Annotated in this window: 25 protein-coding genes; 7 read left to right on the forward strand and 18 right to left on the reverse strand. The window is 68.2% G+C overall.

Translation table 11 applies throughout. From position 1 onward, the window contains the following. From BLQ76_RS00085 to BLQ76_RS00110, 6 genes are all read right to left on the reverse strand, one after another. Positions 1–318, reverse strand: coding sequence for a polyhydroxyalkanoic acid system family protein (locus tag BLQ76_RS00085; RefSeq protein ID WP_090667126.1), 318 nt, complete (start codon positions 316–318; stop codon positions 1–3). Between the two features lie 126 nt (positions 319–444). Beyond that, entirely contained in the window at positions 445–1839 is a 1395-nt protein-coding gene (locus tag BLQ76_RS00090) for a DEAD/DEAH box helicase (RefSeq protein WP_090667129.1), read from the reverse strand. Between the two features lie 251 nt (positions 1840–2090). Then, entirely contained in the window at positions 2091–3512 is a 1422-nt protein-coding gene (locus BLQ76_RS00095) for a PQQ-dependent sugar dehydrogenase (RefSeq protein ID WP_090667132.1), read from the reverse strand. Beyond that, positions 3505–3960: a DUF2231 domain-containing protein gene (locus tag BLQ76_RS00100; protein ID WP_090667135.1), complete on the reverse strand. Its 456-nt coding sequence runs from the start codon at positions 3958–3960 to the stop codon at positions 3505–3507. Before BLQ76_RS00100 ends, BLQ76_RS00095 begins: the two co-directional genes overlap by 8 nt. A gap of 180 nt (positions 3961–4140) precedes the next feature. Then, positions 4141–5970: a translational GTPase TypA gene (gene typA / locus BLQ76_RS00105; RefSeq protein ID WP_090667138.1), complete on the reverse strand. Its 1830-nt coding sequence runs from the start codon at positions 5968–5970 to the stop codon at positions 4141–4143. A gap of 129 nt (positions 5971–6099) precedes the next feature. Then, positions 6100–8148 (reverse strand): M3 family metallopeptidase, encoded by a 2049-nt coding sequence (locus BLQ76_RS00110; protein ID WP_244519420.1) that lies wholly within the window; start codon positions 8146–8148, stop codon positions 6100–6102. A gap of 203 nt (positions 8149–8351) precedes the next feature. Here BLQ76_RS00110 and BLQ76_RS00115 point away from each other — a divergent pair, with 203 nt between their 5' ends. Continuing rightward, positions 8352–8852 (forward strand): MarR family winged helix-turn-helix transcriptional regulator, encoded by a 501-nt coding sequence (locus tag BLQ76_RS00115; RefSeq protein ID WP_090667141.1) that lies wholly within the window; start codon positions 8352–8354, stop codon positions 8850–8852. A gap of 7 nt (positions 8853–8859) precedes the next feature. Here BLQ76_RS00115 and BLQ76_RS00120 read toward each other — a convergent pair whose 3' ends face one another. From BLQ76_RS00120 to BLQ76_RS00135, 4 genes are all read right to left on the reverse strand, one after another. After that, a complete protein-coding gene (locus BLQ76_RS00120) occupies positions 8860–9873 on the reverse strand; it encodes an LLM class flavin-dependent oxidoreductase (protein WP_090667143.1) in 1014 nt (337 codons plus the stop codon). 69 nt (positions 9874–9942) lie between these two features. Further along, entirely contained in the window at positions 9943–10845 is a 903-nt protein-coding gene (locus BLQ76_RS00125; protein WP_090667146.1) for a polysaccharide deacetylase family protein, read from the reverse strand. Between the two features lie 79 nt (positions 10846–10924). Then, positions 10925–12142: an argininosuccinate synthase gene (locus tag BLQ76_RS00130; RefSeq protein WP_090667149.1), complete on the reverse strand. Its 1218-nt coding sequence runs from the start codon at positions 12140–12142 to the stop codon at positions 10925–10927. Between the two features lie 120 nt (positions 12143–12262). Beyond that, positions 12263–12478, reverse strand: a complete 216-nt coding sequence (locus tag BLQ76_RS00135) for a hypothetical protein (protein ID WP_090667152.1) — start codon at positions 12476–12478, stop codon at positions 12263–12265. Between the two features lie 146 nt (positions 12479–12624). On the opposite strand from BLQ76_RS00135, the gene BLQ76_RS00140 reads away from it, so the two are divergent. Continuing rightward, positions 12625–13263, forward strand: coding sequence for a LysE family translocator (locus tag BLQ76_RS00140; RefSeq protein WP_090667155.1), 639 nt, complete (start codon positions 12625–12627; stop codon positions 13261–13263). Positions 13264–13269: 6 nt separating this feature from the next. After that, positions 13270–13689 carry an EamA family transporter gene (locus tag BLQ76_RS00145; RefSeq protein WP_090667158.1) on the forward strand — a complete coding sequence of 140 codons (420 nt, stop codon included), beginning with the start codon at positions 13270–13272 and terminating at the stop codon, positions 13687–13689. A 4-nt stretch (positions 13690–13693) separates the two neighbouring features. On the opposite strand, the gene BLQ76_RS00150 is transcribed toward BLQ76_RS00145, so the two are convergent. Beyond that, on the reverse strand, positions 13694–14353 hold the full coding sequence (locus BLQ76_RS00150; RefSeq protein WP_090667161.1) for a glutathione S-transferase family protein: 660 nt from the start codon (positions 14351–14353) through the stop codon (positions 13694–13696). A gap of 41 nt (positions 14354–14394) precedes the next feature. Next, positions 14395–14616 carry a BrnA antitoxin family protein gene (locus BLQ76_RS00155; protein WP_090667164.1) on the reverse strand — a complete coding sequence of 74 codons (222 nt, stop codon included), beginning with the start codon at positions 14614–14616 and terminating at the stop codon, positions 14395–14397. Between the two features lie 158 nt (positions 14617–14774). Between BLQ76_RS00155 and BLQ76_RS22630 the strand changes: the two genes are divergently transcribed. Next, the gene (locus tag BLQ76_RS22630) at positions 14775–15215 is read left to right on the forward strand and encodes a DUF1236 domain-containing protein (RefSeq protein WP_090667167.1); all 441 of its coding nucleotides are present in this window, start codon (positions 14775–14777) and stop codon (positions 15213–15215) included. A 46-nt stretch (positions 15216–15261) separates the two neighbouring features. On the opposite strand, the gene BLQ76_RS00165 is transcribed toward BLQ76_RS22630, so the two are convergent. From BLQ76_RS00165 to thpR, 5 genes are all read right to left on the reverse strand, one after another. Next, positions 15262–15699, reverse strand: a complete 438-nt coding sequence (locus BLQ76_RS00165) for a hypothetical protein (RefSeq protein ID WP_090667170.1) — start codon at positions 15697–15699, stop codon at positions 15262–15264. A 46-nt stretch (positions 15700–15745) separates the two neighbouring features. Beyond that, complete coding sequence (gene rlmN / locus BLQ76_RS00170; protein WP_090667173.1) at positions 15746–16957, reverse strand: dual-specificity RNA methyltransferase RlmN; 1212 nt, start codon at positions 16955–16957, stop codon at positions 15746–15748. A gap of 172 nt (positions 16958–17129) precedes the next feature. Further along, positions 17130–17633, reverse strand: coding sequence for an invasion associated locus B family protein (locus BLQ76_RS00175; RefSeq protein ID WP_170842407.1), 504 nt, complete (start codon positions 17631–17633; stop codon positions 17130–17132). 323 nt (positions 17634–17956) lie between these two features. Next, complete coding sequence (locus BLQ76_RS00180) at positions 17957–18403, reverse strand: YkvA family protein (protein ID WP_090667175.1); 447 nt, start codon at positions 18401–18403, stop codon at positions 17957–17959. Between the two features lie 76 nt (positions 18404–18479). Then, positions 18480–19064, reverse strand: a complete 585-nt coding sequence (gene thpR, locus BLQ76_RS00185) for an RNA 2',3'-cyclic phosphodiesterase (RefSeq protein ID WP_090667177.1) — start codon at positions 19062–19064, stop codon at positions 18480–18482. A 240-nt stretch (positions 19065–19304) separates the two neighbouring features. Here thpR and BLQ76_RS00190 point away from each other — a divergent pair, with 240 nt between their 5' ends. Then, a complete protein-coding gene (locus BLQ76_RS00190; protein WP_090667180.1) occupies positions 19305–19910 on the forward strand; it encodes a GNAT family N-acetyltransferase in 606 nt (201 codons plus the stop codon). A 15-nt stretch (positions 19911–19925) separates the two neighbouring features. On the opposite strand, the gene BLQ76_RS00195 is transcribed toward BLQ76_RS00190, so the two are convergent. Beyond that, complete coding sequence (locus BLQ76_RS00195; protein ID WP_090667183.1) at positions 19926–20564, reverse strand: arylesterase; 639 nt, start codon at positions 20562–20564, stop codon at positions 19926–19928. Between the two features lie 75 nt (positions 20565–20639). Here BLQ76_RS00195 and BLQ76_RS00200 point away from each other — a divergent pair, with 75 nt between their 5' ends. Both BLQ76_RS00200 and BLQ76_RS00205 read left to right on the forward strand, forming a co-directional pair. After that, positions 20640–21347 carry an ABC transporter ATP-binding protein gene (locus BLQ76_RS00200; protein WP_090667186.1) on the forward strand — a complete coding sequence of 236 codons (708 nt, stop codon included), beginning with the start codon at positions 20640–20642 and terminating at the stop codon, positions 21345–21347. 11 nt (positions 21348–21358) lie between these two features. Continuing rightward, positions 21359–23902 (forward strand): ABC transporter permease, encoded by a 2544-nt coding sequence (locus BLQ76_RS00205; RefSeq protein WP_090669358.1) that lies wholly within the window; start codon positions 21359–21361, stop codon positions 23900–23902. Positions 23903–23971: the final 69 nt, after the last annotated feature.

Here is a 23971-nt window from a genome sequence, read left to right on the forward strand (position 1 = left end):
TCAGGCCTTCTTGTTTTCCAGGAGGACCTGACCCTCGCGCTGGATCTTGCCGGTCAGCTTGCCGGCAAGCGAGGCGAGGAAGCCGGGCAGGTCGAGCTCGACATGGACGTGATCGTCCCGGATGTCGAGCCGACCGACGATGGACTGGCCCATCATGCGGGCCCGGAAGTCGAGATGATCGCCGGTCCAGTGATCCTCGAACTTCAGCATGCCGCCGGTGGCCTCGGAGCGGATGCGGCCGAACCCCTCGTCGATGCGCTGGCGTGCGGTTTCGCGCGTCAGCTTGTGGGGGATGTCGATCCTGACGGTCTCGGCCATCGTGTGCGTGTCTCCTGGTCTCGGTTCCCGCCGAGATGGGAAGCGCGACCGGAATGCGCAACTACATAGAAAAAGGGCGCCCCGCAGGGCGCCCTTTCTCGGTTCAGCTGGGCGCCCCTTCTCGGTTCAGCTGTTGGCCTGCCGCGAGCGACCGCCGCCGCCATGACCACCGCGCCGCGCGCCGCCCGGGCGCCCGCTGCGCTGCTCCTCGCGCGCCGGCGCGCCGGACCCGCCGCCGGCCGGCTTGCCGCGACGCTCGCCGGGCTTGCCGCCGCGCGGCGCGTGACGTCCGCCGTCCGACCGGCCCGCGCCGCCGCCACCCGGGCGTCCGCCGCGACCCTGACGCGGGCCGCGCGGCTCGCGAGCCGGCTCGTCGGCAAAACCGGACGCGTCGGTGAACTCGGTGGTCTGCACGTCGAAGCGCAGGCCCGTCAGCTTTTCGACCTGACGAAGCTTCGGCTTCTCGGACGGGTCGCAAAGGGTCATGGCGACGCCCGACTTGCCGGCGCGCGCCGTGCGGCCGATGCGGTGCACGTAGCTTTCCGGCTCTTCCGGCAGGTCGAAGTTCACGACATGCGTGATGTCGTCGACATGGATGCCGCGCGCCACGATGTCGGTGGCGACCAGGACGCGCAGCTTGCCGGAGTGGAACTCGCCGAGCGCCTTCTGGCGCGCGCCCTGGCTCTTGTTGCCATGGATCGCGAGCGCCTCGATGCCGGCCTTGCCGAGATCCTCGGCGAGACGGTTGGCGCCATGCTTGGTGCGCGTGAAGACGACGGTCTTGTCGAAGCCCGGCAGGTGCTTGATCAGCCAGTGCTTCTTGGCCTTCTGCGGCACCAGGAAGACGCTCTGGTCGATCTTCTCGACCGTCACGACCTCGGGCGTCACCTCGACGCGCACGGGATCCTTCAGGATCTTGGCGGCGAGCGAGGCGATGTTCTGCGGCATGGTGGCCGAGAACAGAAGCGACTGGCGCTTCTCCGGCACCATCTTCACGATGCGGTTGATGTCGCGGATGAAGCCCATGTCGAGCATCCGGTCGGCCTCGTCGAGGACCAGGTGCTGGATGTCGGCCAGCGTCAGCGCGCGCTGCTCGATGAGGTCGAGCAGCCGGCCGGGCGTTGCGATCACGATATCGACGCCGCGCTTGGCGGTTTCGATCTGCGGGCGGATCGACACACCACCGAAGACGGTCATGTGACGGATCGGCGTGCCGGCGGTGAAGCCCTTCACGTTCTCCGCGATCTGCAGCGCGAGCTCGCGCGTGGGTGCCAGAACCAGGACGCGCGCCGAGCCGGACTTCGGTCGGGCGGGGGTCTCGAGAAGCTGGTGGATGATGGGAAGCGAGAAGGCCGCGGTCTTGCCGGTGCCGGTCTGCGCGATGCCGAGAACGTCGCGACCCGTCATGACGGGCTTGATGGCCTGGGCCTGGATCGGGGTCGGAATGCTGATGTCCATCGCGGACAAAGCGGACAGAAGCACGTCGGCAAGGCCGAGCGCCTGGAAGGTGTTTTGGGTCAAGGAGAACCTTGTAGCAGGGACGGGCGTGGGAGCACCCGAGGCGGCCGCGACGTCCTTGCGCGGGACGTCACCGGCACGGGCCGCGGCCGGACGAAACAGGTCCGGCGGGCGCTCGTCAGATCTCCGGCAAAGGTGCGGGACAAAAAGCGGGCGCAGCGCAGTCGCGGCGTGACCCACCCTGTATGGGGGTTTGTGTGCGGTGCGTCAAGGCGGGCGGGGAACGGCGCCGCGACGCCGCTCCCCCTGTCGCCTTAGGGCTGAAGCTGCGGCGCCGGCGGCGGGGCGGGCTGCGGTGCGGGTGCCTGCGCCACGCGCTCGTCGGTGCCGATCGGCTGCGGCGAGACCGTGCCGTCGCTCGGTGCCACGCGCCACACGACGCCGCCCGCATCGTCCGCCACCAGAAGCGCGCCGGTTCCGTCGATGCCGACGCCGACCGGCCGGCCGCGCGCCTGGTCGCCCTCGATGAAGCCGGTCACGAAGTCTTCGGCCTTGCCGGACGGCTTGCCGTTCTGGAACGGCACGAAGGCGACCTTGTAGCCGTTGAAGGCCGTGCGGTTCCACGAGCCGTGCTCGCCGATGAAGGCGCCGTTGCGATAGCGTTCCGGAAGCGCCGAGTTGTTGCCGAACGTGAGCCCGAGCGCCGCCACGTGGCTCGACAGCGCATAGTCCGGCGCGACCGCTCGTTCGGCCATGTCGGGGCGAGGCGGGTGGACGCGCTCGTCGACATGGTTGCCGTAGTAGCTCCAGGGCCAGCCGTAGAAGCCCCCGTCCTGCACCGACGTCATGTAGTCGGGCACGAGGTTGGGGCCGAGCTCGTCGCGTTCGTTGACGACCGCGAACAGCATGCCGGTCTCGGGATGGAAGGTCAGGCCGTTCGGATTGCGCAGGCCCGTCGCATAAAGGCGCGAGGCACCGGTCTGCCGGTCGATCTCGAGGATCGCGGCGCGGTTCTTTTCCGCCTCCAGCCCATGCTCGACAATATTGGAGTTGGAGCCGACCGAGGCGAACAGGAAGCGCTTGTCGGGGCTCAGCGCGAGGTCCTTGGTCCAGTGATGGTTGATCGGGCCGCCCGGCAGCTCCGCCAGGACGCGCGGCTCGGCGGTGATCGCGGCGGTGGAGCCGAGCGCGTAGGGGTAGGCTAGGATCCGATCGGTGGCGGCGACATACAGCGTGTCGTCCGCCCACGCGACGCCGAACGGCGAGTGAAGATCGGTCAGGATGTCGTGGCGCTCGTCCACGGTGCCGTCGCGGTTCGTGTCGCGCAGAAGCGTGATGAGATTGCTCGGCTTGCCGGAGCCGCCGCCGCTGCCGTGCGCGATCGACATGATCCAGCCGCGGATCGCATCCTTGGGCCGCACGGTGCGCTCGGATGCGGGACCGGTGGACTGGATCACCAGGACGTCGCCGTTGGGAAGCGTATGGACGGTTCGCGGATTGGCGAGGTCGCGCGCATAGGCGGTGACCGTGAAGCCGTCCGGCGCCTTCGGGGTCTGGTTCTCGCCCCAGCCCACGACCTCGGCAACCTTGAGGTCCGGGACGAGCTTGGGATTGGGGTCGGGTAGAACCGGGTTCGGGCCGATCTGGGACGAGATGTCGAAGTCGCCGCCATTGTCGGAGCAGCCGGCCAGGAGAAGGGTCGCAAGACCGGTGGCGGCGAGAAGGGTCTTACGCATGGGAGGCGACTCCGTGACGGACGGTTCGCGTCCGCTCCACAAGGGCGAGGATGACGATCAGCACGACCGTGATGGCCGACAGCGTCAGGCCCCAGGGGACGACCGAGGTCCAGCCGTCGCCTGCATGAACGAAGCTGTTGACGGTGGCGAGAACGAGAACCGCAAGACCGCCGACGGCGCGGAACCAGACCGGCCCACGACCGGCGCGGCGCCGCCGGAACAGAAGGCCGAGCAGGCCGATCACCAAGGCGAGGCCGCCGAACACCAGACCCGCGAACAGGAGCCAGGCCGAGAAATTCGTCCACTGAATCTCGCCGTTCGACTGCCAGTAGGCGAGGTCGGTGAAGAGGGCGAAGGTGAAGGCGACAGCGGGAAACGGAACGAGAAGCGCGTGAAACGGCGTGCGCTCCACGATTTCGGTCCGGTCGGGCGAGACGGCGATACTCATGGAACAGCTCCTGACAACCGCGGTGCGAGGCGGGTCGATCAAGGAGACGTGTAGCGCGCGTGAGATTTTCCAAGGCGCCCCGGTCGCGGCCAACCAACGCGCGACGGGAATGCCGCTACGAAGAAGGGCGCGGAACCCACCGGTTCCGCGCCCTTCGATCTGTCAGCTCGTCGCGAGGTCTCAGGCGACCTTGCGGCTCTTTTCGAAGCGCTTGCGCTCGTTGGAGTCGAGATAGAGCTTGCGCAGCCGAATGGTCTTGGGCGTCACCTCGACCAGCTCGTCGTCCTGGATCCAGGACAGCGCGCGATCCAGCGTCATGCGGATCGGCGGCGTCAGCTTCACCGCCTCGTCCTTGCCGGACGCGCGCATGTTGGTGAGCTTCTTGCCCTTGAGGACGTTCACCTCGAGGTCGTTGTCGCGCGAGTGGATGCCGATGATCATGCCCGCATAGACCTTCACGCCCGGATCGATGATCATGGGTCCGCGGTCTTCCAGGTTGAACATGGCGTAGGCGACCGACTCGCCGTCCTCCATGGAGATCAGGACGCCGTTGGTACGGCCCGCCAGCTGTCCCTTGAACGGCTGGTAGGAGTGGAACAGGCGGTTCATGATCGCCGTGCCGCGCGTGTCGGTGAGAAGTTCCGACTGGTAGCCGATCAGGCCGCGCGTCGGCGCGTGGAACACGAGGCGCTGGCGACCGCCGCCCGAGGGGCGCAGCTCGACCATCTCGCCCTTGCGCTCGCTCATCTTCTGAACGACGACGCCCGAGTGCTCCTCGTCGACGTCGATCACGACCTCCTCGATCGGCTCCAGCGTCTCGCCCGTCGTCTCGTCCTTCTGCATCACGACGCGCGGACGCGAAACACCGATCTCGAAGCCCTCGCGACGCATGGTCTCGATAAGGACGGCCAGCTGCAGCTCGCCGCGACCCGAGACGTAGTAGGAGTCCTTGTCCTCGGACTCCTCGATCTTCAGCGCGACGTTGCCCTCGGCCTCCTTGAGGAGACGGTCGCGGATCACGCGGCTCGTCACCTTGTCGCCCTCGGTGCCCGCCAGCGGGCTATCGTTGACGATGAAGCTCATGGTCACGGTGGGCGGATCGATCGGCTGCGCCTGCAACGGCTCCGTCACGGCCGGATCGCAGAACGTGTCGGCGACCGTGCCCTTCTGCAGACCCGCGATCGCGACGATGTCGCCGGCTTCCGCATACTCGATCGGCGTGCGCTCCAAGCCCCGGAAGGCGAGGATCTTGGAGATGCGCCCGGTCTCGAGCTGCTGGCCTTGCGCGTTCAGCACCTTGACGGTCTGGTTCGGCTTGACGGAGCCCGACTGGATGCGGCCCGTGATGAGGCGGCCGAGGAACGGGTTGGCCTCGAGGATCGTGCCGATCATCTTGAAGGGCTCGTCCTTGCCGGCCGTGTCGGGCTCGGGGACGTGCTTCAGGATCAGGTCGAACAGGGGCTCGAGGCCCTTGTCCTGCGGACCGTCCGGGGCTTCCGCCATCCAGCCGCCGCGGCCCGAGCCGTAGAGCACCGGGAAGTCGAGCTGCTCCTCGGTGGCGTCGAGGTTCACGAAGAGGTCGAAGATCTCGTTGAGCACCTCCTGGTGGCGCTCGTCGGGACGGTCGATTTTGTTGATCGCCACGATCGGCTTCAGGCCGACCTTGAGCGCCTTGCCGAGAACGAACTTGGTCTGCGGCATCGGCCCTTCCGAGGCGTCGACGAGGATCACCGCGCCGTCCACCATGTTGAGGATGCGCTCCACCTCGCCGCCGAAGTCGGCGTGGCCCGGGGTGTCGACGATGTTGATGCGCGTGTCCTTCCATTCCACCGAGGTGGCCTTGGCAAGGATCGTGATGCCGCGCTCCTTTTCCAGGTCGTTGGAGTCCATCGCACGCTCCTCGGTGCGCTGGTTCTCGCGGAACGAGCCGGACTGCGCGAGCAGCTTGTCGACGAGGGTCGTCTTGCCATGGTCGACGTGCGCGATGATCGCGATGTTGCGGAGCTTCATGTCGTGTCACCGGAAGAGGAGGGAACGCAAAGGAAGGCACGCCCCGATTCAACGGGACGGCCTTCGATGGCATGCGGTCGTTCGCGCGCTATAGCGCAAGTTTCCCGTTCGCGAAAGGCTTGCGGCCCGTCAGGCCGCCAAGCCTCGCTTGCGCATCAGGGCGTCGGGGTCGGGCGCGCGGCCTCGGAAGCGCTCGTAGAGCACGGCCGGATCCTCGGAATTGCCGGCCGCATACACGTTCCGGCGTAGACGCTGCGCGGTCTCGGCGTCGAAGACGTCGCCCGTCTCCTCGAAGGCCTCGAAGGCGTCGGCGTCCAGCACCTCCGACCACATGTAGCTGTAGTAGCCCGAGGAGTAGCCGTCGCCCGAGAAGATATGCGCAAAATGCGGCGAGCGGTGCCGCATGACCATCTCCGCCGGCATGCCGATTTCGGTCAGGATCGCCTGTTCCCGTGCCATCGGGTCGGCCGGCGCCTCGCCGTCCGTATGGAGAAGGAGATCCACCAGCGCCGAGGATGTGAACTCCACCGTGTCGAAGCCTGCATCGAAGGTCCGGGCGGCATGGAGCTTGTCGGCGAGCGCCTGCGGCAACGGCTCGCCCGTCTCGGCATGGCGGGCGTGTCGACCCAGGACCTCGGGCGTCATCAGCCAGTGCTCGTAGAGCTGCGAGGGCAGCTCCACGAAGTCGCGGCTGACCGCGGTGCCGGCGAGCGAGGGGTAGGTGACGTCCGACAGAAGGCCGTGCAGCGCATGGCCGAACTCGTGGAAGAGCGTGCGCGCGTCGTCCACCGAGAGAAGCGCGGGCTGGCCCTTCGCGGGCTTGGCGAAGTTGCAGACGTTGTAGATCACGGGGCGCTCGCCGCCGTCGATGCCGCTCTGCGAGCGCAGAGCGCTCATCCAGGCGCCCGAGCGCTTGGACGAGCGCGCGAAGTAGTCGCCCAGAAACACGCCACGCTCGGTGCCGTCGGGATCAAGAACGCGCCAGGCGCGCACGTCCGGGTGCCAGGCCTGCGGATCGGGGATGGGCTCGAAGCGCAGGCCGAACAACCGGTTCGCCACGTCGAACGACGCCTCGATCATCGGATCCAGCTGGAAGTAGCTCTTGAGCGCGGTTTCATCGATCGCGAATTCCGCGCGGCGCCGCTGCTCGGCACGAAAGCGCCAGTCCGCCGGAGCGAACGGGGCGTTGTCGCCGTCCTCGCGCGCGAGGCGCGACAGAACGGCCGCGTCCGAGACGGCGCGTTCGCGCGCACGTTCCCAGACCCGCGTGAGGAGGTCGCGCACGGCCTCCGGCGTCTTGGCCATCGTGTCGTCGAGCTTGTAGCTCGCAAAGTTCGGATAGCCGAGAAGGCGTGCCTTCTCGGCGCGCAGCTGGAGGATCTCGGCGATCACGGGCCGGTTGTCGTGGGCGCCCTTGTTCTCGCCGCGCCGGGTCCAGGCGGCGAAGACTTCCGCCCGCAGTTCGCGCTTCGGGTAGTAGGTGAGGAAGGGCACGACGATGGATCGCGACAGCGTGACGACATGGCCCGCAAGTCCGCGCTCGCTGGCGGCGTCCTCCATGGCCGACACGAGGAAGGCCGGCAGCCCCGCGAGTTCCTCCGCAGAGACCGGACGCGCATAGGCGCGCTCGTCCGCCAGGACGTTCTGCGAGAAGCGCGTGCCGAGTTCGGCAAGGCGGGCGTTGAGGTCGGCGAAGCGCTCGCGCGCCGCCCCTTCGAGCCGCGCGCCCGAGCGAAGGAATCCGCGATGCAGCTTTTCGAGCAGCCGCAGCGCCTGCGGTTCAAGGCCAAGGTCCGTCCGGCGCGCGTGCAGGTCGTCGATGCGCGCGAAGAGCCGGGGATCCAGCGAGATCGCCGAGCCATGACGGGACAGGAGCGGGGAGACCTCGCGCTCGACCTGCTGCAACTCGTCGTTGGTATGGGCGCCCGCCAGGGTGAAAAACGCCGAGGCGACGTCGCTTAGGAGATGTCCGGCGCGCTCCAGCGCGAGAACCGTGTTCTCGAAGGTCGGCTGCGCGGTCTCGGCCGTGATCGTGTCGATCTCCGCCCGGTGCCGGGCCATCGCCTCCGCGAAGGCCGGCGTGAAGTCGAACGGCGCAATGTCGGCAAAGCGCGGCAGCCGGGCGGGTCCGCCCGGCGCGAAGAGTTCGCTCCAGTCCTGTATTTTCTTTTGATTCACGACAAACCTCGTTCCTCGGCCCTCGCTTCCGCGAGCGGTCTTGCATAAAGATGGCGTGCGATCGAATGGGAGCCGACCCGCGCCAAAGCCGGTGCCTTCAAAGGCCCGAGGCACCGGGCATGGAACCCGATATCATTCCGGCCCCTTGAAGGGCCACGGTGTTTGGGCGTGGAGCGTACGTGGCAGAACATTCAACCGGGAACATGTTCGGGTTCCTGCTGACCGACACGTCCCGCCTTTTTCGGCAGTTCTTCGAGCGCACCGTCCAGGAGAACGGGCTGGGCCTGACGCCCGGCGAGATCCGGACGCTCGGCTTCACGATCCGCTTCCGCGGCTCGCGTCAGGCCGTGCTCGCCGAGCGCATGGGCGTCGAGCCGATGACGCTGTCGGCCTATCTCGACCGTCTGGAAGCGCGCGGGCTGATCGTTCGCACCGTGGATGCCGCCGATCGCCGGGCGAAGCTCATCGAGCCGACCGAGGAAGCGGGCCGCGTCATGCTCGAACTCGACCCGCTGTTCATCGACATCTACCAGCGAGCCACACGCGGGATGAGCGACGAGGAGGTGACGCTCATGTCGGACGCGCTCCAGAAGCTGCGCTCGAACCTGACCACCGAGCCGCCGATCAGCACGGCCAACGATTTCTCGATGGTCGCGACGAGCCAATCGGCCTCGTCGAGCGCCCTAGAGAAGGGCGCCGACTGACGGCCGGCTATTCGGCCGCCTCGCGTCGCGTTTCACCGAGCGAAGCCATCGCCTCGGCCGCGATGGTGAACGACCGCAGGCGCGCCGCATGGTCGTGGATCTGGCCGGTCAGGATGATCTCGTCGGGTCGGTAGCGCGAGACGAGCGAAGCCAGTCCCTCCCGAACCTCGGCCGGATCGCCCGTCACCGACACGCGCAGCGCCTCGTCCAACATCGCGCGGGCCCCTGCGGGCAACACGGCGTCGACATCGTCCACCGGGCGGGGTAGGGGCCCGGGATGGCCCGTGCGCAGGTTCGCGAAGGCCTGCTCCATGGACGAGCGCAGACGCAGCGCTTCCCTGCGCGTCTCGGCCGCGAAAACGTTGGCCGCCAGCATGAAGTAGGGCTCGGGCCAGCGCTCCGACGGGCGATAGGTCTGGCGGTAGACCTCCACGGCATCGTCGAGCGCGCCGGGTGCGAAGTGGGAGGCGAAGGCGTAGGGCAGACCCAGATGGGCCGCGAGCTGCGCGCCGTAGAGCGAGGAGCCAAGGATCCAGACCGGAACCCGCGTGCCCTCGCCGGGCACCGCGCGCAGGCGCTGGTTGGGGCCGGCCGGCTCGAAGTAGCTCATGAGCTCGACGACGTCGGACGGAAAGTTGTCGGAGTTCTCGAGGCTGCGCCGGAGTGCGCGCGCCGTCATCATGTCGGTTCCCGGTGCACGGCCGAGGCCGAGGTCGATCCGGTCGGGATGCAGCGTCGCCAACGTTCCGAAGGCTTCCGCGATCACCAGCGGAGCGTGGTTCGGGAGCATGATGCCGCCCGACCCGACGCGGATGCGGCTGGTTCCGGCTGCGACGTGAGCGATCACCACCGGCGTCGCCGCCGAGGCGATACCGGTCATGTTGTGGTGCTCGGCCAACCAATAGCGGTTGTAACCCAAGGTTTCGGCATGGCGCGCGAGATCCAGCGTGTTGCGCAACGCGTCGGCGGCCGTGGACCCTTCCGGGATCGGCGAGAGGTCGAGGACGGAATAGGGAATCATAAGGCAGCCCTTTCAATCGTCTCCTCAACATGGGCGTCCCGCGCGCCGGTTTGAAGAGCGGATTGTCGTTCAACCCTCGAACGGTGCGATCGCCCCGAAGGCTTGCGCGATCTCGCCCGGCCGCGTCAGCCAGATCTCGTCGCGGTGCGCGGCGATCTCGCGCAGCGCCTCGCGCAGGGGCCGCAGGCGGTGCGGCTGGCCGACGAGATAGGGATGCAGAGCGATGCTCATGACGAGCGGCGCCTGTCGGGACGCCGCCAGCATCTCGTGGAACTGGTCGCTCACCATGCGCGCGAAGTCCGGTCCCGAGACGAGGCGCGTCGTCACCGCCGGAATGTCGTTGATCTCGTGGCTGTAGGGCACCGACAGGATGGGTTGGCCGCCGCGCGTGCGCATCCAGACAGGCTGGTCGTCGTGCATCCAGTCGAGAAGGTAGCCGTAGCCTTCCTCGACCAGAAGGTCGGGCGTCACAGCGCTTTCCGAGATCCAGGGACCCAGCCAGCCATCGGGCAGCCGTCCCTCGTGGTGCCGGTAGAGATCGCTCGCCTCGCGGATCAGCGCCCGCTCGGCCGCCTCGCCGAGCGTGCCCTGCCGCTCGGCATTGGTGCGGCCGTGCCCGACGATCTCGTCGCCGCGCGCCCGAAAGGCATCCGCCAGACCCGGACAGTCGTGGTAGGCGGCGGAGTTCAGGAGAACGGCGAGCGGGAGGTCGAGTTCGTCGGCGAGATCCCGCAAGCGCCAGACGCCGACGCGGTTGCCCCATTCGCGCCAGCTGGCATTGAGGACGTCCGGCTCGCCGCCCTTGGGCGCCAGCTGCGCCCCGTCGCCCTCGCCGAACGAGAAGCACTCGACGTTGAGCGCGACGTAGACCGCGAGACGCTTGCCGCCCGGCCAATCGAAGACCGGCCGGTCGGGCAGGGCGCTGTACGGGAAACGACCGTGCGAGCGGGTCGGGTGGGTGGCATCGGTCATCGCAGCAGGTTCCGAAGGCTCCAGGGTGAGCCGCAAGATGACGCGGCTCCCCCTGGCGTCAATCGACGCCGGCCGCGGTTCAGCGCCCGCGCTTGGCGAGCGTGCGCAGGCGCAGAGCGTTCAGCTTGATGAAGCCGGCCGCGTCCTTCTGGTCGTAGGCGCCCTGGTCGTCCTCGAAGGTGACGAGCTTGTCGGAATAAAGCGACTTCGGCGACGAGCGGCCCGTCACCATCACGTTGCCCTTGTAGAGCTTGAGCGTGACCTCGCCCTCGACATGCTCCTGGCTGCGATCGATCAGAGCCTGGAGCATCTCGCGCTCCGGCGAGAACCAGAAGCCGAAATAGATGAGCTCGGCATAGCGCGGCATGAGCTCGTCCTTGAGGTGCGCCGCGCCGCGATCCAGCGTGATGCTCTCGATCGCGCGATGCGCGGCGAGCAGGATCGTGCCGCCCGGCGTCTCGTAGACGCCGCGCGACTTCATGCCGACGAAGCGGTTCTCGACGAGATCGAGGCGGCCGATGCCGTTGTCGCGGCCGTAGTCGTTGAGCTTGGCCAGCAAGGTGGCGGACGACAGGCGCTCGCCGTTGATCGACACCGCATCGCCGCGCTCGAAGCCGATCGTGATCGTGGTCGCCTTGTCGGGCGCGTCCTCGGGCGAGATCGTGCGCATGTGGACGTATTCGGGCGCCGGAACGCTCGGGTCCTCCAGCACCTTTCCTTCGGACGACGAGTGCAGCAAGTTCGCGTCCACGGAGAACGGCGCTTCGCCCTGCTTGTCCTTGGCGACCGGGATCTGGTTCTTCTCGGCGAAGTCGAGCAGGTCGGTGCGCGACTTGAAGCTCCAGTCGCGCCAGGGCGCGATGATCTTGATGTCGGGGTTCAAGGCGTAGGCCGACAGCTCGAAGCGGACCTGGTCGTTGCCCTTGCCGGTCGCACCGTGCGCGATGGCGTCGGCGCCGGTCTTCTTCGCGATCTCGATGAGGTGCTTCGAGATCAGCGGGCGGGCGATCGAGGTGCCCAGGAGGTAGACGCCCTCATAGACCGCGTTGGCGCGGAACATCGGGAATACGAAGTCGCGCACGAACTCCTCGCGCACGTCCTCGATAAAGATTTCCTTGATGCCGAGCATCTCGGCCTTGCGGCGTGCGGGCTCGAGTTCCTCGCCCTGACCGAGATCGGCCGTGAAGGTCACGACCTCCGCACCGAGTTCGGTCTGGAGCCACTTGAGGATGATCGAGGTGTCGAGGCCGCCGGAATAGGCGAGGACGACCTTCTTGACGTCGCGCGGCAGGGCCATGGGTGCTTGCGATCCGCTCTGATGGGTTGATGACGCATTGCGTCATAGACCCAATCCGCTCCTGCGCAAGCCGACGCGGCGGGAAAGTCGCCGCGCGCGTGTCGCGCGCGGCGCAGGCTGCTACTTGTTGGTACGGGCGTTGACGTTCGGCATGACGCCGCCGTTGGCGTTGGTGCCGTTGTCGACGTCGCCCTCGAAGGTCGACTCGCCCTCGATATCCTCGGGATCGGCGCCGGCCGCGGTCATGCCGCGCGACATGCCGATGCCAGGATTGCGCTCGAGGTCGTCGGTGGGCTTGATGGCGCCGGGCGAGCCGGCCGCAAGATGCTTGCTCATGACTGAAGTCCCTGTTCGAAGTTCAGGGGGCCAATGCGCGGCGGCGGCGATCGGTTGCGCGGCCCAGCCATCCTGTCGCAACTCTTGCCGCCGTCCGGTCTGTCGCGTTACGCAAGGGACGGTCCCCGCTTGAGGCTCGCCTTCCCATGGATTTCCTGCCCGACGCCCCTGCGATCCTTGCCTTCACGCTGGCTGCGGTGATCCTGACGATCACGCCGGGGCCGGACATGACGCTGTTTCTCGGACGCACGCTTTCCCACGGCCGGGCGGCCGGCTTTGCGGCCTATGCCGGTGCCTGCACGGGATCGCTGATCCACACGACGCTGGCCGCGCTCGGCCTGTCGGCGCTGCTGCACGCCTCGCCGGAAGCCTTTCTTGCGTTGAAGCTCGCGGGCGCGATCTATCTCGTCTGGCTGGCGATCGGTGCGATCCGACACGGCTCGAGCTTCTCGGTGGAGCGTACGCGCGCCGCGCCCCTGCCGCTCCGGCGCCACTGGATGACGGGGATCGGCATCAACCTTCTGAACCCGAAGATCATCCTGTTCTTCGTGACCTTCCTGCCGCAGTTCGTGGCGGCCGGCGATCCGCACGCGGCCTCGAAGCTGTTCTTCTTCGGCATCTACTTCCTGGTCGTGGCGACGCCCATCACGATCGCCTTGATCCTGGCGGCGGACCGGATCGCGGCGGTTCTCAAGCGCCAGCCGCGCGTGATGCGGATGATCGACTACGTCTTCGCCAGCGTCTTCTCGGGGTTCGCGGCCCATATCCTGCTCTCGCGCGCCTGATCCGCGATGGGTTGGCTGGGCTGGGCGCTTCTTTCGGCAAGCTTTGCCGCGTTGACGGCGATCTTCGGGAAGCTCGGCGTCGCAGGTGTCCCCTCGGACTACGCGACGTTCCTGAGAACGGCGGTGATCCTCGTCTTCGCGGGCTCCATCGTGGCCGCTACGGGCCAGTGGCGCTCGCCAGGCTCGCTTCCGGGGCGCACGCTTCTGTTTCTGCTTCTGTCGGGGCTGGCGACCGGGGCCTCGTGGCTTTGCTACTACCGCGCACTCCAGATCGGGCAGGCGGCCCAGGTCGCTCCGGTCGACAAACTATCGGTCGTTCTGGTCGCCGTGTTCGGCGTCCTGTTCCTTTCGGAACGCCTGAGCGCGGCGAACTGGGCCGGAATCCTGCTGATCGCGGCGGGTGCCGTCCTGGTGGCCTGGCGGTGACGGGTCAGGCGTAGGCGTAGGGGCCGCCGCGCTCGATGGCCCGGCGATAGGCGGGGCGCGCGTGAATGCGTGCGAGGAAGTCCGGGATGTGCGAGCGCAGGCCGATGCCGATGCGCGATGCGGCGGCCTCCATCGGAAAGCTCATCATGATGTCGGCCGCCGTGAACTCCGGGCCCGCGAACCAGCCGCTTTCCCGCAGCGTCGAATCCCAGTAATCGAAGTGCCTCTCCAGACGCGGCTTCGTCAGGCGCTGGTCGACCGCCGCCATCGCCGCCGAGAGGATCGGGCGCACGAAGATCGGCGCGTTCTCCGGGATGCGCGAGAGAACGAGCTTCAGGAAGAGCGGCGGCATGGCCGAGCCCTCCGCGTAGTGCAGGAAGTGCTGGTAGCGCAGGCCGTCCGGCGAGCCCTCGGGCGGTTGAAGCCGGCCTCGCCCGTGCGTGTGAAGGATATAGGTGACGATCGCCCCGGTCTCGGCGAGAACGAGACCCGCTTCCTCCAGAACCGGCGACGTTCCCAGCGGATGAACGGCGCGTAGCTCCGGCGGCGCCGTCAGATCGGCCTGGCGCTTGTAGCGTTTCACCTCGTACGGGAGGCCGAGCTCCTCGAGAAGCCACAGGACGCGCTGCGAGCGCGAGTTCTCTAGGTGGTGAATCGTCAGCATGGCGTCCAAGTATGGCGCCGACCGGTCGCGGCGAGGGCCGGTCAGGCCTTTCCGGCGGCCCGCGCGAGCGCATCCGCCATGCGGTCCTGCCAGCCCGGGCCCTCTTCCTGAAACCATTCGACCACGGCGGCATCGACGCGCAACGTCACCTGCTCGCGGCGCCCGGGTATCGCCGGCGTTTCCTTGACGCGTTCCGGCTTGGCGGTCGCCGCCTTGAAGGCGGCTTCAGCGGCGTCGCGCGGGTTCGTGGGGCGTCGGGTCATGGCATGTCCTTCTGGGAACGAATGGCGGGACGGTCGTAGCGAGCCGTGCGGCACCGCGGCAAGGCCGCGTTGTTTTATTGGCGAAGCCGCCGGGAACCGGACACGCGTCCGGATGTTCTGGGCGGCACAGGGACATTTCGACACACGGACGTCAAACCATGCGCAAGATGCTTCTTTCCGCAGCTGCCTTCGCCCTTATCGCCGGCGCTGCGCAGGCGCAGACCACGGTCGTCACGACGCAGCAAAAGCCGAGCGAGGGCGAGCAGGCTGCCGGCACGCTGGCCGGCACGGGCACAGGCGCGGTTGCCGGCGCGCTGGTCGGCGGACCGGTGGGTGCGGTGGTCGGCGGCGTCGCCGGCACGGTGATCGGCGGCGCAGCCGCCAGCGCGCCCGAGGAGGTCCGCACCTACGTGACGCAGAACCCGACGACTCCGGTCGTCGTCCAGGGCGACATCGCGGACGGCTACACGGTTCCCGAGACCGTGACGCTGACGCCGGTGCCGAGCGATCCGGAGTACGCCTACTTCTACGCGGGCGACAACCGCCCGGTGATCGTCAGCAAGGCCGACCGCAAGGTCGTCTACATCGTTCGCGACTGATCCCAGCCGCATCGATCGATCGATCGTCGTCGCCCCGGCCTATCCGTCAGGTCGGGGCGACGTCGTTTCGCAGAACCGCGCGCCGACGCCAGCGTCCCGCACCGTTGCCCGCCACGAGCCAGTAGACGAGGCCGAAGGCGAGGCCCGCGACGGCAAGGGCCGTCTCGACGCTGTTGGGGGCGCCGGCGGTCATCCGACCCACGATGACACCGCCCAGGGCGCCCAGGGCGGCGTGAAGCAGGAGCGAGCGCCAGCCGACGATCTCGCTCGCCACCATGAACAAGCCCCAGGGCACCAGCGCGACACTGCCGACCTGCGCGCATTGCGTCATGTAGCCCACCGCCAGCTCGGCGATCACGAACGGATCCTCCAGCGAGCCGGGCGGCAGATCGAGGAACGGCCAGAGCAAGGCGAAGCCCGCGGCGAAGCAGGCCGCCACGAAGCCAAGCGGGATCAGGAACAGGAAACGGAAGACGGTGCGCATCGGCGGGCAGAGTAGGGCTGCGACCCCCGCTCGACCAGCCGGTGCTTCACTCCGCGACGGCGGCCGCGAGGGCCAGCCGGTCGCCCTTCTTCATGCGCTCGGACTCGGACTTCAGCTGCCCGCACGCCGCAAAGATGTCGCGCCCCCGCGGCGTGCGGATCGGGGAAGCGTAGCCCGCCTGGTTCACGAGGTCCGCGAAGCGCTCGATCTGGTCCCAGTCCGAGCACTCGTAGGGCGAGCCCGGCCAGGGGTTGAACGGGATCAGATTGATCTTGGCGGGAATGCCGCGAAGAAGCTTCACGAGCTGGCGCGCATCGTCGAGCGAATCGTTGACGCCCTTCAGCATCACGTACTCGAACGTGATGCGCCGCGCGTTGGACAGGCCGGGATAGCTGCGGCAGGCCTCCATCAGCTCGGCGATGGGGTACTTCTTATTGATCGGCACCAGCACGTTGCGCAGCTCGTCGGTCACCGCGTGAAGCGAGATCGCGAGCATCACGCCCATCTCCTCGCCGGTGCGTCCGATCATCGGCACGACGCCCGAGGTGGACAGCGTGATGCGGCGCTTCGACAGCGCCAGGCCATCGCCGTCCGACATCACCGCGATCGCCTGGGCGACGTTGTCGTAGTTGTAGAGGGGCTCACCCATGCCCATCATCACGACGTTCGACACGAGGCGTCCCTCGGACGGAACGATCGCGCCCTGGGGCGTGGCGGCGTCCGGGAAGTCGCCGAGGCGTTCGCGGGCCGTCAGCAGCTGGCCGACGATCTCGCCCGGCTCGAGGTTGCGCACGAGGCGCTGCGTGCCGGTGTGGCAGAAGGTGCAGGTCAGCGTGCAGCCGACCTGGCTGGAGACGCAGAGCGTGCCGCGCCCTTCTTCCGGGATATAGACGGTCTCGATCTCGACCGGGCGGCCGGCGCCGCGCGCGGGAAAGCGGAACAGCCACTTGCGCGTGCCGTCCACCGAGATCTGCTCCTCGACGATCTCCGGCCGCTCGATTTCGAAATGTTCGGCGAGGAGTTGGCGCAGGTCCTTCGAGACGTTGCGCATATCGGCGAAGTCCTTGACGCCGCGCACGTAGAGCCAGTGCCACAGCTGCTGGACGCGCATCTTGGCCTGACGCTCGGGGATGCCGGCTTCCACCAGCGCCGTGGCCATCGCCTCGCGCGACAGGCCCAGCAGCGACCGACGTGATGGGGCGGCGGCGGCGGCGGGCGGGCGAGGGGCAAGAACGGCGTGGTCGATCGCGGCGCTCATCGGGATGACCTTCGGGCGGGCGGCGCGAGGCTTCGCGCGGCATGAAAACGTCGAGAATGGCTCAAGGATCGCCGACACATGAGCGCAAACGATCGGAATCGCAAGCGTCGGGCACGAAAAAGGGGCGCCGGCGGACAGCCGCCGACGCCCCTCGAACCGCTCGACGGTGGTCTTACTTGCAGGTCGCGATGGAGTTCAGCGCCGCCGTCACGCCAGCCAGAGAATAGGTGTAGTTGGTGGCCGTACCACGCTGCGAGGTGGCATCCACCTTCATCGCCTTGCCGGCCTTGAGCGCTGCGACGAGTTGCGGCTCTTCGGCGGCGTTCTCCATCCATGCGCTTTCGCCGCGCGTGAACATGTTGAACTTCTTGCCGTCGACATCGACCACGACCTTCGAACCCTCGCGCAAGGGGTAGCCCATGACGACCTGCGGCTCGTAGGACGAGCGGGCACCCGGCTTCTGCGACACGAGGAAGAAGATGTCGCCATGATCGACCGACGCGGGCTGCATGGTCTTGGGCGTGGTCAGGACGTAGCAGACCTTGGCACCGTTCTGGTCGTAGGAGTAGCTGCCCCAGTCGTTGTACTGGCTCATGCGGGTGGGCGTCTGCGCCGCTCCCGCCGCAGCGCCGGACAGGGCGAGCATCGCAACCGCCATCATGAGAACCTGTTTCATGGGAGCTCGTCTCCTCCAGCTCGTGCGTCAGTCGAAATCGGGCCCGCTCGCGCCAGGGGCGCGGGCGCAGCGGGAATTGCGCCCGAAGCTTGACCGAAGAGCCCTTAAACCAGGGTAAACGGATCGGAAATTCGACGTCTCGAATACGACCGGACGCGGGAGCGCACGGGTTTCGAGGCGCATCGGCACCGGTCTCGTCGCCTGGGGCGGGGCTTGTGCAGAACCCATCAGCCTTGCCCGGACGGACCAACGCGAGGAACCGGACGAATGGGGCGCGAGTGGGGCGGGCGGGAAGTGGAATCCCCGTCAGCCCGTCCCGACCCTCAGGCCGAATGCGGCTCCTCGCCGACGTTTTCCTCCAGCGTTCGCCGCGCCTTCTCGTAATGCTCCGGTCGGATGTTGGAGCGAACTGCCGTGAAGGCGGCCATCAGCACTGCCGCATCGTCGGCGAAGCCGATGCCGGCCAGGATGTCGGGGATCGCATCGAAGGGCAGGACGAAGTAGGCGAGCGCCGCCAGGAGGATGCCGCGCGAAGCGGTGGGCGTGCGCGGGTCCAGCGCGCAATGGTAGGAGGCGACCACATCCTCCATGAAGGGGATGTGGCGCAACGCCCGCTTCAGCGTTCCCATGAACCCCCGGCGCACGCGCGTTTCCTGCCGACGCTGCTCCTCGGCATCGCCTGGAAGCAGGATCTCGCCCGTCAGCCCTTCGCGCAGCGCAGGCCGGGTGTCGGACGGTGCCGATGCGCTGAACTCCTCGTCCGTCGCCATGCCGGTGGCTCCTTATCTCGTCGATCGACCCGCACCCATATGGGCTGCGGTCCCCCGGCGGTCAAAGGCGGATGCGTCAGGCCGGCAGGTCGGCCAGAGCGCCGGCTCCCTGCACCGCCACTGGACGATCCTGCAGCGAGAAGGCCTCCTCCATGACATAGGGGCCGCCGCCCACCGAGTCGCGCGACGAGAACAGGACGAAGCGACCGACCGCAAAGGGCGGCGTGCGGAAGTCGCCGCGGCCCGCCAGATATCGCGCCACCTCCTCGCTCTTGGGGTTGCGCAGGCGAGCCAGCGTCACGTGCGGCGTGAAGCGGCGTGCATCGGCGGGCAGGCCGAGCCGCTTGGCGATACGGTCGATCTCCGCCGCCAGAAGCTCGAGCGGCTGGAGCGGCTCGGCGCGTGCGTAGATCGCGTGCGGCTTGCGCGAGCCGAAGGCATCGAGACCCCGCAGCGTCAACTGGAAGGCGGGACGGCGCACGCGGTCCAGGGCGGCCACGAGTTCGTCCGCGGTACGTGGGTCGATGTCGCCGAAGAAGCGCAGCGTCAGGTGGTAGTTTTCGGGCTCGATCCAGCGGGCCGACGGAAGGCCTCCGCGCAGGAGCGACAGGGACAGGGCGGCGTCGCGTGGAATCTCGAGGGCGGCGAAGAGGCGAGGCATGAAGACGGGTCCTTTCCCATGGAAGGGGGACGTCTCGCCCGTGCCGTGCGCTCTGGCCCGGCGCCGGGGTGAGCGGCCGTGTGCCTGTGTTGCGGAAAGAGTTTCATCACCACCCCGCGACTTCAAGGGGATGCATGGGTGCCATGCACAGAAACCGATGGACTGTTGTGCGCTGCACAACCATCTGAAGAGCAGGCCTAGACGACGTCTTGCGCTGCTCGAAGTCTTGCTGCCGAAGTCATGTCTATCGATCTTCTGACCGGAACCGATCTCGATCTCGACGCCTCGCGGGCTCATCAGCGCCAGCTGACGGCGAAGGATGCGGTGCGCTTTCGCGATCATCTCCTGCGCCTCGATGCGAACGCGCGTCGCCTGCGCTTCGGCGGTGCCGTGAACGAGCACTTCATTGCCGCCTATGCGGTGCGGGTTCTCGAAACGGCGACGGTGCTGGGACTGTTCGTCGATGGCGAGCTGCGCGGCGCCGCCGAGCTGCATGGGCTGGATCGCGGTGGCGAGCGGGCTGAGGTCGCGTTCAGTCTGGAAGCGTCCTGCCGTGGCGCGGGTTTCGGGCGCCTCCTGTTTGCAAACCTGCAGCGCGTCGCTCAACGCAAGGGCCTGCGCGAGCTCGTTTTCCAGTGCCTTGCCGAGAACCGCGCCATGCTGGCGATCGGGCGCCGGGCCGGTGCGCAGCTCCGCTTCGAGGGCGGCGAGGCTCATGCGAGCGTGACGCTGCGCCCCCTGGCTGTCGCCCCGCCGCGCAAGGTCGAGGCCACCGCGGCCGCAGCAAGGCGCGGCGTCGAAAGCCTTCTCGGCCATCTGAGCGCAGGCGAGGCCGCGCTCAGCTGATCAGCGCCTCAAGGCTCAGCCCTCGGCACCCACCCGCTGGATCGCGGCCTGCACCTTGGGAAGAATGCGTTCGACGATCACCGCGACACCGGCCTTGTTGGGGTGCATCTTGTCGGCCTGGTTGAGATTGGCGACGGCGGCCACTCCGTCCAGAAAGAACGGGTAGAGCGGCACGTCGTACTTGTCGGCGAGCTCGCGATAGATCGGGTCGAAGACCCGGCCGTATTCCAAGCCCATGTTGGGCGGTGCGATCATGCCGGCCAGGATCACCTGGGTGCGGGGACGGCTGGTGAGGCGCTGGAGGATCTGGTCGAGGTTGGCCCGCGTCACCGCCGGCGAGACCCCGCGCAAGGCATCGTTGGCACCGAGCTCCACGATCACGACATCCGCCGTCTGAGGAACCGACCAGTCGAGACGCGCCAGCCCGCCCGATGTCGTATCGCCCGACACGCCGGCATTCACCACGGTCGCGGGCGTGCCGGCCTTTTCCAGCGCGGCTTGCAGCTGTTCGGGAAAGGACTCGCCCGGCCCAACTCCGTAGCCCGCCGACAACGAGTCGCCGAAGGCCACCACCTCCGGCCGATCCTGCGCCACGGCGGGACCAAGGCCGAGACACAGCGTCACGATCAGGAGAAGCGATTGGAAGCGCGGCATCGTCCACCCATATCCTGCGGTGCGAAAAGACGGGACGCCGCAGCGCCCCCAACGCCGATATAGGAGCGCGATCCCTTGGCTGAACCGGCGATCCGATTACGAAACGTTCATCTGACGTTGGGTCGCGGTCGCGGCGCGGTGCACGTCCTCAAGGGCGTCGATCTGGATGTAGCGCGCGGCGAGTCGGTAGGCATCGTCGGGCCATCGGGCTCCGGCAAGTCGACGGTGCTCATGATTCTGGCGGGGCTGGAACGGGCCGACGAGGGGCTCGTCGAGATCGCCGGGCAGGATCTCGGCCCGTTGAGCGAGGACCAGCTCGCGGCCTTCCGGGGGCGGCATGTCGGCATCGTCTTTCAGAGCTTCCACCTCATCCCCAACATGACGGCGCTCGAGAACGTCGCCGTGCCGCTGGAGCTGGCAGGGCATCCGGACGCCTTCGGCCGGGCGGAAAGCGAATTGCGGGCCGTCGGGCTCGGCGAGCGCGTCACGCACTACCCCGGCGAGTTGTCGGGCGGCGAGCAGCAGCGCGTGGCACTCGCGCGTGCGCTGGCGCCGGAACCGGCTATCCTGATCGCCGACGAGCCCACCGGGAACCTCGACGGCGAAACCGGCCGTCAGGTCGCCGACCTCCTGTTTCGAGAGCAGGCACGCCGTGCGATGACGCTGGTGCTGGTCACGCACGACCCCGCTCTCGCCAAGCGCTGCGGCCGCGAGATTGCCGTGCGCTCGGGCGAGATACGCAAGACGCCGCCGGTGGTCGCCGAGCGCGAGCTCGCGTCGTGACGACCGCGCCGATGTCCGGCGCCGGCGACCTCCGGCTTGCCTGGCGCTTTGCCCTGCGCGAGATGCGCGGCGGCTTGCGCGGCTTCGTGATCTTTCTTCTGTGCCTGACGCTTGGCGTCGCCTCGATCGCGGCCGTGAACTCGGTCTCGACCATGATGACCGAGGGCATCACGCGCGAGGGGCGGACGATTCTGGGCGGCGACATGCGCTTCGGCCTGAACGGGCGGGAGGCGAGCGCCGAGGAACAAGCCTTTCTCGCCCGCTACGGCGAGGTGTCGCCGATCGGTTCGCTGCGCTCCATGGCGCGCCTGCCCGACGGGCTCAACCAGACGCTGGCCGAGGTCAAGGCGGTCGGGCCACTCTATCCGCTCTTCGGCGCGGCGGAGACCGACGGCGGGGCGCCGCTCGCCGACCTTCTGGCGGAGCGGAATGGACGTTTCGGCGCGGTGGCCGCGCCCGAGTTCTTCGATCGGCTCGGCATCCAGCCGGGCGCCACGGTTCGGGTCGGGTCGATCGAGGTCGAGCTGCGCGCGCGGCTCGTGCGCGAGCCCGACGTCCTGTCGGACGGCTTCATCTTCGCGCCGCGCCTGATGGTTTCGCTGCCGGCGCTCGCCGCCAGCCAGCTCGTTCAGCCGGGATCGCTTGTCGAATACGACTACAAGCTGCGCTTCTCCGATCCCGCGACCGATCCGGCTGCGGTCGAGGCGGAGGCGAACCGGCAGTTCCCCCAGGCCGGCTGGAGCATCCGTGACGCCAGCCGGGCGGCGCCCTCGCTCCAGCGCAATATCGAGCGCTTCTCGCAGTTCCTGACGCTGGTCGGGTTGACCGCGCTGATCGTAGGCGGCGTCGGCATCGCCAACGCCGTTGGCGCCTATCTCGACGCCAAGCGCACGGTGATCGCGACGTTCAAGAGCTTGGGCGCCGGCGGCCGCTTCGTGGTGGCGATCTACCTCTTCCAGATCCTCGTCCTGTCGACCATCGGCGTCGCGCTCGGGCTCGTCCTCGGCGCGATCGCGCCGTTCGGCGCCGCGCGCTTTTTGGAGGCGCAGATCCCGGTGGCGGCGGAAGCCGGCATCTATCCGGGAGCGCTCGCGCTTGCCGCCGCGTTCGGCTACCTCACCGCGCTGTGCTTCGCGATCCTGCCGCTAGGCCGCACGCGCGACGTCGCCGCGACGGCGCTGTTCCGCTCGTCCGAGGAGCCGAGCCTTCGCCGCATCCGCTGGTCCTACGCGCTCACAGCCTTGGTGCTAGCGGCGCTGATCGCGGGTCTCGCCTTCCTGATGGCGAGCGACAAGACGGTGGCGGGCGTCTTCCTGGTCGCGACGGCGGTCGCCTTCGCGATCCTGCGGGTCGTCGCCGAGGCGATCCGGCGCATCGCCCGACGCCTGCCGCGCGTGCGCTCGACGCCGTTGCGCCTCGCCATCGGCAACATCCATCGTCCCGGCGCGCTCACCGCCTCGGTGGTTCTGTCGCTCGGGCTCGGGTTGACCCTGCTGGTGGCGCTGGCCACGATCGACAACGGCCTGCGCCGCGAGATCGGGACGGGCCTTGCAGCCCGGGCCCCCGCCTTCTTCTTCGTCGATATCCAGAACAACGAGATCGATCCGTTCCGCCAGGAGATCTCGCAACTGGCGCCGGGCTCGACGCTGGAGGCGGTGCCCATGCTGCGCGGGCGCATCACGCAGCTCAACGGCGTGCCGGTCGGGCAGGTGAACGTGCCGCCCGAGGGCGCCTGGGTGCTGCGCGGCGACCGGGGCGTGACCTATGCCGCGACCGCACCGGAGAACACCTCGCTCACGGACGGCGAGTGGTGGCCGGCCGACTATGCCGGCGAGCCGCTCGTCTCGTTCGCTGCACAGGAGGGGCAGGAGCTCGGCCTCGAGGTCGGGCAGACCATCACCGTCAACGTACTCGGCCGCGAGATCACCGCGCGCATCGCCAACTTCCGCGTCGTGGAATGGGAGTCGCTGTCGATCAACTTCGTGATGGTCTTCTCGCCCAACGCCTTTGCCGGCGCGCCTCATGCTTGGCTCGCCACGCTCGACATCCCGAACACGACGGCCGAGACCGAGCGCACGGTCCTGCGCGAGATCAGCAACAGCTTCCCGGCGGTCACCACCGTCCGGGTCAAGGACGCGCTCGACGCGGTCAACGCGCTCGTGGCGCAGCTTGCACTCGCAATCCGGGCGGCGGCCGCCGTCGCGCTCGTCGCCTCGGTTCTCGTGCTCTCGGGCGCGCTTGCAGCCGGCAACCGGGCACGCGTCCACGATGCGGTCGTGTTGAAGACGCTCGGCGCGACGCGCGCCACGCTGATCCGCGCCTATGTCACGGAGTACATGGCGCTCGGGACGGCGACGGCGGCCTTCGCGATCGCGGCCGGCGCGCTGGCGGCCTGGTACGTCGTGGCCCGCATCATGCGTCTGCCCTTTGCGTTCGACGCGCCTCTCGCGCTCTCGACGCTCGTCGTGGCGCTGGTGCTGACGGTGGGATTCGGCCTGGCCGGCACGTGGCGGGTGCTGGGCCAGCGGGCGGCACCGGTGCTCCGCGAGTTGTGAGCAAGGCCCGGGAAACATGGTAAACACCCGGCGGATAACGCAAATTTAATCGGGAAAGACGGGCGCGGA

Origin of the sequence: Aureimonas jatrophae (genome assembly GCF_900104035.1) — a bacterium.
Lineage (GTDB): Bacteria > Pseudomonadota > Alphaproteobacteria > Rhizobiales > Rhizobiaceae > Aureimonas > Aureimonas jatrophae.